Origin of the sequence: Marinomonas flavescens, assembly GCF_004352835.1 — a bacterium.
In the GTDB taxonomy this organism is placed as follows: domain Bacteria; phylum Pseudomonadota; class Gammaproteobacteria; order Pseudomonadales; family Marinomonadaceae; genus Marinomonas; species Marinomonas flavescens.
In genome coordinates, this window is sequence record NZ_SJSB01000014.1 from 17,163 (window position 1) to 30,686 (window position 13,524).

A 13,524-nucleotide genomic window follows, 5' to 3' on the forward strand; every position below is an offset into this window, starting at 1 on the left:
AAATCGATCTTAGAAAATAGGTTACTTACTCCCAAACTTTACCCTTTATTGACGACTGCCTGTGTTCAGCATAGTTGAGCACGGCAGTACCTTCCCTCGTACCTTTAACATACAACTGTCTATAAAAGTGTAAATGTCGAATAGGGGCTTCTCTAAGTCCTTTATTTTTGTTTCCATGAAAGAAAACGAGCAAAAAGGATTTTAAACATGATCAAACGAACACATTGGCGACCACTTTTTATTATTGCACCACTTTGCTTAGCCAGCTCCCTGACTTTGGCAACGGGGCAAGCTGCGGACTCCGTTGCTCCAGAGGCGGCAAGTGCTCTACAAACCAAAAAGCTCGCCCATGCCCAACACTTCATGATATCAACCGCTAACCCTGTCGCTTCCAAAATAGGCTATGACATTCTCAAAGCCGGTGGTTCTGCGGCCGATGCTTACGTTGCAGTACAAATGGCGTTAGGCTTGGTTGAACCTCAATCTTCTGGTTTAGGTGGCGGTGCCTTCGCCGTATATTACGATGCGAAAAAACATAAGCTCACAACTTTTGATGCACGAGAAACAGCCCCATTAGAAGCCACGCCTGAGCTATTTCAAGACAGTAACGGTAAGCCTCTTAAATTTTATGACGCCGTCGTCGGCGGACGCTCTGTTGGCACACCTGGCACCGTAAAACTGTTGGGCGAGCTCCATGATCGTTACGGGGAAATGCCTTGGAAAGACTTATTAGCACCAGCGACCACATTAGCGCAAGACGGCTTTATTGTGTCGCCACGTTTGGCTGGAGAGCTCGCTGATAGCAAAAAAAGCTTGGCTCGTTATCCGCAAACTAAAGCGTACTTTTTTAATCCTGATGGCACCACCAGACAAGCGGGGCAACGCCTTAAAAATATCCCTTACGCGGAAACCTTGTTGATGCTATCTACCTATGGCGCCGACTCTTTCTACACCGGACAAATTGGTAAAGATATCGTCTCTAAAGTACATGGCGCCACCGACAATCCAGGTGTCCTGTCCGACAAAGATATCACTAGCTATAAAGTAAAAGAACGCACTCCTGTGTGCCTTCCTTACAAAGGTTATGACGTTTGTGGTATGGGGCCACCAAGCTCTGGCGCACTAACGGTAGGGCAAATATTAGGCATAACAAGCCATTTCGATCTGACCAAAATGGGGCCGAAATCACCAGAAGCATGGCAAATCATTGGCGATGCATCACGTCTAGCATTTGCTGATCGTGGACGTTATATGGCCGATACGGATTTTGTTCCTATGCCACAAGGCCTGTTAGATGCGGACTATTTGAAAGCACGCGCCAAACTTATTACACCAGGTAAAGCACTGAAAACAGCTGAACCCGGCAACCCTGCATGGCGTCATCCCATTGCTGAAGCCGATGACCAATCCATTGAGTTTCCTTGTACTAGTCATATTTCCATCATTGATAAAGAAGGCAATGCCATTTCTGTGACAACGACCATTGAACATGGTTTTGGCTCAACGCTAATGACACACGGCTTTTTACTCAACAACGAACTCACTGACTTTTCCTTTAAGTCTTATCAAGATGGTCGTCCCATTGCCAATCGTGTAGAGCCGGGTAAACGTCCTCGATCTTCCATGTCGCCTACTATTGTCATGAAAGAAGGTAAACCTTATTTGGTTGTTGGTTCACCTGGTGGATCTCGCATTATTGGTTATGTTGCAAAAACACTGATCGCGACTCTCGATTGGGGAATGAACATTCAACAAGCTATTTCATTACCAAACAGTGTCAACCGCTTTGGTAAGTTTGAATTAGAAAAAGGCACTTCTGCGGTTCAGTTGAAACAACCTTTAGAAAAAATGGGATTCAAAGTCTCCGTGAGTGATATGAATTCAGGCATTCAAGGGATCGAGATTCGTAATGGTCAATTAACCGGCGGCGCAGACCCAAGACGTGAAGGGTTAGTATTAGGCGATTAGAACAAGATTAATCCCTATTCTCTTAGTGGCTTAAACGCTTAACAACATCATGATCACTCATATAAAAACGCCCTTGTGCTGAAGTATCTAGCAAGGGCGTTTTTGATCAACTTCTGCCAGTAACTTCCTAATACTTGTAGCCCCCAAATTTTAGAGTGAATGATATTTAATATTTTGAAAACTTAACGTTATGTTATAACATATTAATAATATAACTTTCGTCTTCCGTATTAATGACACTCCAGTCACATTATTGGGCTCCATATGAACGAACACTCTTCTACCCTCCTATCCACAAAAAAACTTCCTGTCACTGTCCTTTCCGGCTTTCTGGGTGCAGGTAAAACCACGTTGTTAAATCATATTCTTAATAATCGTGAAGGCCGACGTGTTGCTGTAATCGTGAATGATATGAGCGAGGCAAATATTGATGCCGCTCTTGTTAGAGAAGGCAGTGCTGAACTATCAAGAACCGATGAAAAGCTGGTTGAAATGAGCAATGGCTGTATTTGCTGTACGTTACGAGAAGATCTTTTACTTGAAGTAGAACGCCTTGCTAAAGAAGGCAAGTTTGATCAACTCGTGATTGAGTCAACAGGGATATCTGAGCCTTTACCTGTCGCTGAAACCTTCACCTTTGAAGGTGAAGACGGACGCTGCCTCAACGAAGTCGCCCAGCTCGATACCATGGTCACTGTGGTTGATGCTCTTAACTTTTTGCGTGATTACAGCAGCCAAGATGACTTACAAGAAAGAGGTGAATCGTTAGGAGAAGAAGACGATAGGACTGTCGTTGACTTATTGATTGAACAAATTGAATTCTGCGATGTGATGGTGATCAACAAAATTGACCTCGTCAGTGAAGAAGATCGTAATCAATTAATCGCCATTCTTCGCAGCTTGAACCCTAGAGCAAAAATAGAAATGGCTAAATTTGGTCAAGTCCCTCTTGATCGATTACTGAATACTGGCTTGTTTGATTTCGAAGAAGCTTCATTAGCGCCCGCATGGTTACAAGAAATTCGTGGTTCACACACACCTGAGACAGAAGAATATGGTATTAGCAGCTTTGTGTATTCTGCTCGCAGACCATTTCATCCTAATCGTTTTTACCAACTAGTAAACCAGGATTGGCCTGGCGTGATCCGTTCCAAAGGGTACTTTTGGCTAGGCTGCGCACCTGCAGAAGCAGGAACTTGGTCACAAGCGGGGGCTGCTGCAAGGCACGGACCAGCTGGACATTGGTGGGCATCTATCCCTAAAGCAGACTGGCCGACTGATATCGAATCCCTATCGTTAATTGAAGAAAAGTGGGACGAAAACGTCGGTGATGCTCGACAAAAATTGGTCTTGATCGGCATAAACATGGACGAAAAGACACTGCGCGTTTCGCTCGATTCGTGCTTGTTAACAGATGAAGAGATGGCACAAGGCCCTGCGATATGGGAAACATGGCCGAACCCTTTCCCTGAATGGGGTTAATTTCCATTGCGCTCTTGAAAAGCCCCCATTTCTTCAAAAGTAACAGATAAGGACTCAATACAATGGATGAAGTACTACCGGACGTTTCTATCAGTGACCTTGCTATTCATCAGTTCCCTTTAGAATGGGTTGGGATGCAAGGAATCGATTTACCCATCGTGATATCTGAAGGTCAGTATAAAAAAGAACTTCATGCTAAAGCAAATATACAGGTAAACCTGCCATCTGCGCATATAAAAGGCATACATATGTCTCGGCTGTATACCTTATTAGGGGAGCTAACAGAAGACCACGCTCTCTCTCCAGATCGTATCGAAGCCACACTAAAAAGTATGATAGACACACACCAAGACTGCCATACAGACAGCGCTCGATTACACCTTGCCTTTAATTTACTGGTCAAACGGCCTGCTTTGCTCACCGAAAAAATGGGTGGTTGGAGATCGTATCCCATCTGTATTGACGCTCACATCACCAATCAAGGCTTTCACATCCGTACCACAGCCACCGTAGAATACTCCTCAACGTGTCCTTGCTCTGCCGCTCTTACACGGCAATTAGTAGAACAAGGTTTCTTAGAAAGCTTTCCGGAAAATGCTCCAATGTCCCGACAAAGCGTGGCGCAATGGTTGCGAAAAAATGCCACATTGGCCACCCCACATAGCCAGCGTAGTGAGGCGAAAGTCTCCGTCGAAATAACACACGATGCGGCTAATTTATCTCTTCTCGCGTTGATTAATAATGTAGAGCAAGCATTGCAAACACCATTGCAAACCGCAGTAAAAAGAGCCGATGAACAAGCCTTTGCAGCTCTTAACGGTCAAAACTTAATGTTTGTTGAAGACGCAGCACGTCGTATTCAAGCACAACTTCATGGCACTTTTATCAACCCTAGCGTTCATGTTCGGCACTTAGAAAGCTTACATCCTCATGATGCGGTGGCGTGGTCGCATCCAGTAAGTGCGTAAGCGGTCACATTGTCTGTCATTATTTAAGCAGTTTACATCTGAAAAAAAGGTTATTTATTATGATCCGTAGAAATCCACGTGGTGATCTACCACAGGTTCACCCCAGCGCATTTGTTGATCCTACCGCTATTTTATGTGGTTTGGTCATCGTCGAAGAAAATGTCTTTATTGGCCCTTATGCAGTCATTCGTGCTGATGAAATGGACATAAATGGGCACATTGATCCTATCCTTATTGGCGCGCATTCTAATATTCAAGATGGCGTGGTGATTCATTCCAAATCAGGTGAAAAAGTCGTCATTGGACAACGCACTTCTATTGCCCATCGTGCAATTATTCATGGTCCTTGTACCATAGGAAATGGTGTGTTTATTGGTTTTAATAGCGTGCTATTCAACTGCCAAGTAGACGATGGCTGTGTTGTACGGTACAACGCTGTGGTAGACGGTTGCCATTTACCAGCAGGCTTTTATGTTCGCTCTACTGAACGTATTGGTGCTGATACCGATATCGATTCGATGCCACAGGTGTCTGCGGATGCCAGCGAATTTTCTGAAGATGTAGCGCGTACTAATAACGAATTTGTCAGCGGTTATAAACGTATTCAGAACGAATTTTAGTCAGCCACGTAGAATATAACGCATCAGATACAAGGGTGCCTTTGCTAACTATTAGCTGGGCACTTTTCAATATGATGTGTTTATCACTTGAGCCTATATGTTACTAACGCTGGCGACAAGAAAAGATAAGACCTGTCATTACGACAAATAAGGGCAAGAAATTATTCATGTAAGGATGGGGAAGATAAATAATAGGTTTTATAACGCTAATGAATATTAACCATTCGAACACACTTTTATTGCGTGGTTATCATGCATTGAATAGCCATTTCGATCTGATCTTTTAACATTATACAAGGCAGCATCAGCCGTTTTTAACGCCGTTTCAAGCCCATGAGTATCATATTGTTCAATAAAAGATACACCAATACTGACGGTGAATGAGTAATGTTGTCCCTCAATTTCTACCATACTAGAACGCACTCGTTCCAATATCGTGTCTATCGTTTTCTGCAGCTCAATTGAGTTAATTTGCTTAAAAAAGACACCAAATTCATCACCACCTAAACGGCCAACAATACCTAACGGATTAATAACATCGAGTAATATTGAAGAGAATTCAACAAGTACCTTATCGCCACCAGCATGGCCGAATTGATCGTTTACCATCTTCAGATCATCGAGATCTAATACCAAAACAACCGGTTTTAGCTGTTTCTGATCAGTAGATAATGTTGATAGTGCTAACTCACTTTCTTTATAAAAATACCCACGGTTGTATGCGCTGGTTAAGCTATCAATGGACGCTAACTTCGCCATTTTCACTTCTAATCGATCTATTTGAAAGAAAAGTCCAACTAAATACCAAGAGAGTAAAGGCGTCACTAAAAAGGTAATAATTGTGATAACGATAATGTCTTGTTCTAGAACATAAACAAAATCGAGTGATTCCACTATGATGTAATTAAGCACATAGGCAAGTAAAGCGGATAAAACAGTCAGTAGCGCAACTAAACCAAATCGGCCTAATTTACGAAGGGCCATTCTAGTTAATGCAGTCATTTGACCTCCAGAAGAGACAAACAATCGCTATTAAAAAGCTAACATCCATTTCCTATAACCTATCATCTACTAATGCATTAAACAGTATCAAGTGTTGCTATCAAGAACAATAGATAACCTTTATGAATACTATAAGAAAGTTTGATCTAGCGCTTATTGTTTGAAGATATCTTTATCTAATCCATATTTTCGCATTTTGTCATAGAGTGTTTTTCGTGGCAGGCCTAACGCATCCATTGTTCCTTTTATTGACCCTTTTTGGCGTAGTAACTCTTGCTCTAATAACGTTTTTTCAAAGCGCTCCATCTGCTCTGGTAACGTCATCACGCCAGGATTATTTTCATTCGTGATAATATCATCAAACTCAAATGACCCAGCCTCTCCCATTAATACATAGCGTTCGGCAAGATTACGTAATTCTCTAACATTACCCGGCCAATCGTAGCTCAGTAAGCTATGCATGCGAGCCGCAGATAAAAGTTCTGATTCACGTTTATATTGTGCTGTTGCAACCAAACAAAAGTGCTGCCATAGCAAAGAAATATCATCCTTACGATCACGCAATGGCGGAATATCTACGCGCACGACATTCAACCGATAATAAAGATCTTCTCGAAAAGCACCGCTCTCACTAAGTTGCTTAAGATCAACCTTAGTGGCGGCCAGTATTCGTAAATCAAGATCAATGCTCACATTAGAACCGAGTCGCTCTACACGACGCTCTTCTAAAACTCGCAATAAACGAATTTGCATAGACATCGGCATACTTTCAATTTCGTCCAGAAATAAGGTACCACCATTCGCATGTTCTAATTTACCAATACGTCGATTCTTCGCATCGGTAAAAGCACCTTTTTCATGGCCAAATAGTTCTGACTCCATAATAGAATCAGGTACAGCACCACAGTTAATAGCCACAAAAGTATGATTGCGACGTGAGCTATGCTCATGAACAAAACGCGCGACTAACTCTTTACCAGTACCAGTTTCTCCTTGAACAAGAATATCTGCGCCAGTATCCGCCACACGCAATAAGGCTTGCCTCAATCTATGTATACCTGGTGTGTTACCAATAATTCGAGGGCCGGGCGCATTTTGGGCAGCAAGCTCTAAGCGTAAGTTACGATTCTCTAACGTTAACTGTCGTTTTTCACTCGCGCGACGAACTACCTCTAAAAAATCTTCATTGGAAAATGGTTTAGCAATAAAGTCATAGGCGCCATCTCGAATTGCATTCACTGCCATGCTGATATCGCCATGGCCGGTGATCAAAATAAAAGGAATTTCTGCATCAATTTTTTTTACTTCTTCAAACAGCTCTAAGCCGCTTTTTCCCGGCAAGTTGATATCGCTAATGATAACGCCAGACCAGTCAATGGATAAGCGCTCAACGACTCCCTTCGCGCTGGCGCATTCAATGACATCGAAGTCTTCTAATTGCAGTGTTTGAGAAATAGCCATGCGAACGGCTTGCTCATCATCAATCAAAATAATCTGATTGCTGTCTGACATTAGGACTCCCCTTTACGATTCAAAGATGCTTGATAGCGCGGTAGCGTAACACAAAATTCTGCTCCACCTTCAGCTTGGTTTTTAGCGAGTATTTGGCCACCCATTGCCTCAACGATGCGCTGGCTAATGGATAAACCTAACCCCAATCCAGCCCCGGAGGGTTTAGAAGTGAAAAAAGGCTCAAACAAATGCTTAATCGCGTCTTCACTCAAGCCATCGCCTGAATCTTTAATATAAATAGAGACCTCTTTCTCACTCGCCATTTGCTGAATAATCACACGCTTAATGGCTGGATCATTTTCTAAAATAGCGTCTGCTGCATTGGCTAACAAGTTGACTAATACCTGCTCTAAAAACACCATGTCACCATTAACAATCAGCCCTTCATCGCCGTCTGTTAACAAGAGTTCAATTCCCACTTCTTTATAGCGCGTTTCCATGATGTGTAACGCGCCTTTAATCGCGGTAAAAACGGCAATGGGTGCGGGCTGAACATCGCCCTTACGAGCAAACACTTTAAAGCGAGCAATAATGTCTCCCATGTGATGACCAAGCTGACTAATATGCTGTAAGTTTGCATAGGCTTGCTGGTAATTTTCTCGATCTAAAAATTTTAGACCATTATCAGCAAAGGCTCTAATAGCGGTAAGCGGTTGATTAAGTTCATGATTAATCCCAGCACTAAGCTGTCCTAACACAGCAAGTTTAGCCGTCTGAATAAGCTCTCGTTGCGTGCCTTTGTGCTCTTCTATTTCTTGGCGTAATAAAGTATTGGCATTTTCTAACTCAAATGTTCTTTCACGAACACGCTCTTCCAATGCATTACGTGCCTGTGTAATTTCTTGCTCATAACGCTTACGTTCTGTCATATCGTGAAACGTTACTAAATAGCTGCGACGATTAGGCAATTGCATTTCAGACAAGGTCATTTCGACTGCAATAGGCTGGCTCTGTGAGTAGCATAACGCCCCTTCCATAGTGATCACCTTAGCGCCAAGCCCATCGGTATCAAGAGAAACCACTTGCCCTTGTTGTGTCTCTTCTACGGCTTCATCAAGTGGTTTGAAAAGCACGCTTAACGGCTCTCCAACTAAAGGTGATAATGGCTGCCCCATCAAATTTTCAATCGCAGGGTTAAATGATTCTATTCGATGAGCGGCATCCAAGGTCACCAAACCTGCTTGCGTATTTTGGATTACTTCTCGAATGTACGCTTGATTATGACGCGTCATCTCATTCGCATCGAAACGTTCGCGCAACATGCGAGTACGCAACATAGCCAAACCAAACAGCAAGACGGTAATGGTGACGCCACCCGCAAAAATTGCTCGCCATAAGGCGATCTCTTCATTAATGGTTTTTAGTGGGGCTAAAATAGAAACTTGAAAGTTGAGTAACTGAATCGGTCGCGTTACTTGTAAGTAAGTATGGCGATATAGCAACGTTTTATGATTGGGCCTAATGACATTATCTAATATATCAACAATGCGCGTTTTTTCATCCAATGGCTTACTATAAACAATGGCCAGCTTTTGTATTTCTTTGCCGTTATAACGCTGACTTTGTGCAATACGTTGTAGTTCTTGATGTGAAAGCTCACCTAATAGGTGATACAACCAATCAGAACGCGAGCTACTAAATACGATGCCATCTGGATCAATTAGCAAAAATTCATAACTTTGATTATTAAAGCGTTTTTCGAACTGCGTTAAATCAACTTTAACAACGGTTACGCCAATAATTTTTTTGCCATCGTAGACAGGGTATGAAAAATAGTAACCTCGACGTTTAGACGTCGTCCCTAAAGCATAATAACGACCCGCTTTGCCCTGCATCGCATCCTGAAAATAAGGTCTAAAAGAAAAGTTATTACCCACGAAACTGGTGTTCTTTTGGTAATTTGACGCCGCTATGGTTAAACCATCGGCATTAATAATGTAGCTGTCTGATGCTTCTGTAATTCGGTTAATTTGTTCTAATTCACGATCTAACTGTTTTATATCTTCTGGAGTGCTATTGCGTAAGGCTTTTTTCACCCGATCATTAGACGCTAATAAAGTTGGCATGTTTTGATACTTAGCAATGGCACCTTCAAGCACATTCGCTAACTGATCTAATTGTTCATGTGTGCTCATACGCAAATTTTTAACTTGCTGAGCACGAAGTGCATCTCCTCCTTTCCAAATTGCTAACAGAGCAAGCAAAAAAATAAAAAAGAAAAACAAAATCAATCTTTTACGAATGATATTTAAAATTGGCAAAAGAATATTAATATTGATTTTTCCGTTCAAATGAAAATCCAAAAAGCGTGAGTGTATAGTTGTGTTTTTCTTAATACAGGCAAGTGACAGTTGCAGCACCTAAATATCTAATCATACGCTAACTGTATAATCATTAGTTAAATGGAGCGACGCAAAAAGACCTAGTATATTTATCCACAGACAAGGCGTTCAGAATGCTATGTGGATATTAACGTGAATTATCTACAGGATTTGTACTGAATAAAACACATTAAAGCGGTTCAGTGGATAAAAGTCCGACTCAGAAAGAGCAATTAAGCTCTTTGGTGGGCAAAAGAAATCACGGCGTCTATATGCTTCTGTTCACACAGCAACATCAGCAACCGATCAATGCCTAGGGCAACGCCAGCACACTCTGGTAAACCCGCATGAAGAGCACTGATCAGGCGTTCATCGAACTGACGATCTACCAAGCCAAGATCTTGCCTAGCGTGCTTATCTTCATCAAAACGTTGTTGCTGTTCTTGTGCATCGGTTAGCTCATGGTAGCCATTGGCTAACTCCATACCTTGCCAATACAATTCAAATCGCGCTGCGACAGACTGGCCTTTTTCATCTTGATAAATCTTTGCCAAGGCGGCTTGTGTCGTCGGGTAGTCGTGGATAAAACAAGGAGACTGTTGACCAATCGCGGGCTCAACCACAGTAGAAAAAATCAGCTCTAGTAACGTATCTCTGTCTTCTTCTTGGCGTCCGTATTCCGTGTGTTTATGAGCACATTCTTGCAACTGGCTAAGCGACGAGGTGAACGGGTCTAATTCGAGATGACGAAGAAAAGCTTCTTGGTAACTCAAGCGCTCACATTGCAAATTATCAAGCTGTAAGACACTCGCCAACAGCTGCTCGACTTCGTCCATTAATTGCCAATGATCAAAACCCACTCGATACCATTCCAGCATAGTAAATTCGATACTGTGGCGACGGCCAATTTCTTCCGCTCGAAACACCTTACCTAATTGATAAATCGAGCCAGAGCCCGCGCACAGCAAGCGTTTCATCGCGTATTCTGGAGAGGTTTGCAGGTAATAAGTCAGCGCTTTACCAAGTGAATGAGTATGACTGGTCAAGACTTCGATATGAGGATCTGTGATGCTGGCTAATGACAAACAGGGGGTATCCACCTCCATCACATTTCTGGCGCTAAAAAAATCGCGAATAGTGGAAAATAACTGGGCGCGCTTTTGCAAGGTCGCCATATCCGCACTGGGTTGCCACAAGGATGCATCGTACATAAAAAGGCTCTGTTAAATAAAACACATCATAACAAAATCACTTCTTCATAGCGGGGGAAATACTAAAAATAGCGCTTTTAGGCTTCTGCTATTTCGCGTACTTCGGATTCAGTCACGACCTTATCTCGCCCTCTTGCTTTAGCAAAATACATACACCGGTCGGCTCTTCTGATGAGGTCAGAAAAGGAGTCTTGCGCGTTCTGTACAGCAACGCCTGAACTTATCGTAATATTAAAGTGCTCTGTGTCGGAGTAATGAAAAACATGCTCAGCAGTAGCACGCCTTACTTTCTCTGCAAACACTCGACTCTCTTCTTCAGAGGCATACAGCAAGGCTATTATTTCTTCTCCCCCATAACGAAACACGTCTTTGTGGGGCAGCAGCTCTTTTTGGATAATGCTGCTGATTGCGGACAATACAATATCGCCATAATCATGGCCGTATTGGTCGTTTACTTTTTTGAATAAATCGATATCAAAAAATATGACAGAGAGCGGTTTTGTATGTTTTTCTTTTAGCATCCGAGGGCCCATTTCATCCAAATAACTGCGTCGATAAAGACGCGTCAATCGATCGAAAATAGCCACATTTCTTAGGTCTGTCATATACCGTCGGGATAGACGTAAACTGACAAAAACACTTAATGAAAACAAACCGATGATGACGAGCAAGCCAATATATATTTGACTCAAAATCTCACGATTCAAATCACTCACATACAGCCCAGTGCCCACAATCCATCCCCATGGTTTGAACAACGCAACATAACTGAGTTTTTGGGCTAACACCTCGTAATTAGGGTTTGGCCAATAATAAGACACAAAGCCGTTCTCGTTCTGTTGGATAGTCGATATAATTGACCGTACATAGAACTTACCATCTTTGTCTTTAACATTGATTAAGGACTTACCTATACCACTCTTGTTATAGGGGTGCATTATCATCACCCCTTCGGTGTTAAGCACCCAAAAATAACCATGACCTGAATACTTAAGCTTCTCTACATACGCTAAAAACTGATGCTGGGCTTCTTCTTTGGTGAGCGTACCGTCGAGGGAGTCTTGATACATTTCTTGCATTAGACTCATGACGGTATCCACTTGGGAGTGAATTAGAATTTTTCGTTCTTTGAGTATTGAACTATAAAGATGCCAAACAATAACCAGCAGCAAGATAAGCATGCTGATAAAACTAACAAGAGAAAGCGTTAGCATGTGCTTTTTAAATTTAGAATAACGCATCAAAAATATACCAGTTCAGCAAACTCTGAGGTCCAAAAACACCTGGCTCATAGTTTGCCCTACTCAATAGGAAAAACTGATTTCGATGGGTAATCCTAGCCCATAAAAACAGTTTTTAAATAATGGAAGCGTCATTAAAAACGTTTCATTCCTATTTTAACATAGCCCTTCTGATGCGCGGGGAGATAGCTTCTACTTTTTTGTTATTTAATGGTATTTCTTATCCAAAATGACGTAATAAAAGGTAAAATCTCGTAACGGTATTACATTTTCATCAAACTTCGAATATGGCTGAACGCACATCGCCCTAACGCATCCAAGTGATAGCCCCCTTCTAACACTGACACAATGCGCCCTTGGCAGTGCCTATCCGCGACATCAATAAGTTGTTCTGTTATCCACTGAAAATCACTGTCTTCTAAACGAAGCTGCCCCATAGGGTCAGACTTATGCGCGTCAAATCCAGCCGAAATCATAATTATCTGAGGTTGAAACAATTCTAATCGAGGTAAAAGCGTATCGCTTATGACAGAACGAAAAACATCACTGCCCGTACCAGCATCAAGCGGCATATGAAGAATATTGTCATGAGAGGCACCAGGATCGGCATAAGGATAAAAGGGATGCTGATAACTAGACGCGTAAAGCACGGAGGTATCTGATTTAAAAATGTCTTCTGTTCCATTACCGTGATGTACATCAAAATCGACAATAGCGACACGCTTCAAGCCATAATGTTGTAACGCATGCTTAGCACCCACGGCAATATTATTGAAAAAGCAAAAGCCCATTGCTCGATCAATTTCAGCATGGTGACCCGGCGGCCTGACGGCACAAAAGGCGTTGTCCATTTTGCCATTCATCACCAAATCAACCCCTTGAATTACGGCACCAGCGGCATGAGTTGCCGCTTCTAAGGTGTGAGGCATTAGTAACGTTTCTGGTTCAATTTCGACATGTCCTTGTGCTGGATTTTTAGCGAAAATTGACCTTACATAATCTGCATCATGAGCAGCGGATAACTGCTCTAGGGTCGCTGGAACAGCCTCTATATGACGAAGATAATCGAGCAATTGACCAGCAATCAAACGATCATGAATCACACCTAAACGCTTTGGTGATTCTGGATGATCCTCGCCCATATTGTGTTTGTCACAATGATAGTGAGTAATGTACGCTGTTGTCATCTTGATTCCGTC

At 42.4% G+C, this 13,524-nt stretch carries 10 protein-coding genes; 4 read left to right on the forward strand and 6 right to left on the reverse strand.

Annotation, left to right across the window (positions count from 1 at the left end):
• Positions 1–207 precede the first annotated feature (207 nt).
• From ggt to E0D70_RS13640, 4 genes are all read left to right on the forward strand, one after another.
• Positions 208–1,968 carry a gamma-glutamyltransferase gene (gene ggt / locus E0D70_RS13625; RefSeq protein WP_133012842.1) on the forward strand — a complete coding sequence of 587 codons (1,761 nt, stop codon included), beginning with the start codon at positions 208–210 and terminating at the stop codon, positions 1,966–1,968.
• 264 nt (positions 1,969–2,232) lie between these two features.
• Positions 2,233–3,450 carry a zinc metallochaperone GTPase ZigA gene (gene zigA, locus E0D70_RS13630; protein ID WP_133012843.1) on the forward strand — a complete coding sequence of 406 codons (1,218 nt, stop codon included), beginning with the start codon at positions 2,233–2,235 and terminating at the stop codon, positions 3,448–3,450.
• Positions 3,451–3,512: 62 nt separating this feature from the next.
• Positions 3,513–4,418, forward strand: coding sequence for a GTP cyclohydrolase FolE2 (folE2, locus tag E0D70_RS13635; RefSeq protein WP_133012844.1), 906 nt, complete (start codon positions 3,513–3,515; stop codon positions 4,416–4,418).
• Positions 4,419–4,477: 59 nt separating this feature from the next.
• Positions 4,478–5,038, forward strand: coding sequence for a gamma carbonic anhydrase family protein (locus tag E0D70_RS13640; RefSeq protein WP_133012845.1), 561 nt, complete (start codon positions 4,478–4,480; stop codon positions 5,036–5,038).
• Positions 5,039–5,254: 216 nt separating this feature from the next.
• Here the strand turns inward: E0D70_RS13640 and E0D70_RS13645 are convergent, their stop codons facing one another.
• The 6 genes from E0D70_RS13645 to E0D70_RS13670 form a co-directional block, all read right to left on the reverse strand.
• Entirely contained in the window at positions 5,255–6,040 is a 786-nt protein-coding gene (locus tag E0D70_RS13645) for a GGDEF domain-containing protein (protein WP_133012846.1), read from the reverse strand.
• Positions 6,041–6,193: 153 nt separating this feature from the next.
• On the reverse strand, positions 6,194–7,552 hold the full coding sequence (locus tag E0D70_RS13650) for a sigma-54-dependent transcriptional regulator (protein WP_133012847.1): 1,359 nt from the start codon (positions 7,550–7,552) through the stop codon (positions 6,194–6,196).
• Positions 7,552–9,843 carry an ATP-binding protein gene (locus E0D70_RS13655; protein WP_133012848.1) on the reverse strand — a complete coding sequence of 764 codons (2,292 nt, stop codon included), beginning with the start codon at positions 9,841–9,843 and terminating at the stop codon, positions 7,552–7,554. Before E0D70_RS13655 ends, E0D70_RS13650 begins: the two co-directional genes overlap by 1 nt.
• A gap of 263 nt (positions 9,844–10,106) precedes the next feature.
• Positions 10,107–11,084 carry an EF-P lysine aminoacylase EpmA gene (epmA, locus tag E0D70_RS13660; protein WP_133012849.1) on the reverse strand — a complete coding sequence of 326 codons (978 nt, stop codon included), beginning with the start codon at positions 11,082–11,084 and terminating at the stop codon, positions 10,107–10,109.
• A 77-nt stretch (positions 11,085–11,161) separates the two neighbouring features.
• On the reverse strand, positions 11,162–12,325 hold the full coding sequence (locus tag E0D70_RS13665; protein ID WP_133012850.1) for a cache domain-containing protein: 1,164 nt from the start codon (positions 12,323–12,325) through the stop codon (positions 11,162–11,164).
• Positions 12,326–12,588: 263 nt separating this feature from the next.
• Complete coding sequence (locus tag E0D70_RS13670; RefSeq protein WP_133012851.1) at positions 12,589–13,512, reverse strand: histone deacetylase family protein; 924 nt, start codon at positions 13,510–13,512, stop codon at positions 12,589–12,591.
• Positions 13,513–13,524: the final 12 nt, after the last annotated feature.